The sequence below is a fragment of the Marinobacter sp. genome (assembly GCF_041984545.1).
GTDB lineage: Bacteria > Pseudomonadota > Gammaproteobacteria > Pseudomonadales > Oleiphilaceae > Marinobacter.
The window spans coordinates 1-571 of record NZ_JBHIXV010000103.1; the positions used below are offsets into that span (position 1 = coordinate 1).

Annotated in this window: 1 protein-coding gene; it reads right to left on the reverse strand. The window is 64.1% G+C overall.

The window, feature by feature from the left end; translation table 11 throughout:
- Window positions 1–146: 146 nt before the first annotated feature.
- A partial coding sequence (locus ACFC20_RS17745) for a group II intron maturase-specific domain-containing protein (protein WP_375194136.1) occupies window positions 147–571 on the reverse strand: 425 nt, incomplete at its 5' end.

Below are 571 nucleotides of genomic sequence, written 5' to 3' on the forward strand. Positions count from 1 at the left end.
TATGGTTCTGAAGTGCTGCGGGTGTGCGCGGCAGCGGCCCAATGAAACAAGCACCCACATCGGCATAGGGGGCCTCCCTGATAGGAGGCGCCCCTGCCACACCACCCGGCATGCGGGTCCGCACCGGGCGGTTCGAGAGTTTGAGGTCAGGACAGCCTGGGCACTCCCAGCCAGTCGAAGTACGCAATCGTCAGCACGCGCCTGATGACTCCATTGCTGTTGCGCCACCAACGGTGGCAGTTGCCCGCCACTTGGTTGGCCACATCGTCGCACGCCCCCAGTGCCTTGAGTTCCCGGTAGATCGTCCTGGATCGCTTCCAGTGCCGCAGCTGGATGGCTCGCAGTCGGTGGCGCAGCCATTCGTCCAGCTCCCGCCAGACCCCGGGTGTCTGCGCCAACCCAAAGTACGCCTTCCATCCGTGCAGGTAGGGCCGCAGTTTGTCAACGACCTCCTCCATGCTGCGCCCGCCCGAGCGGCGTGTGAGTTGCCGGATGCGGGCCTTGAAGTTTTGCAGCGGCTTGGCGGCCACCTTACATTTGACTTCTTTGCCCTTGGCCACCCACAGCGCAT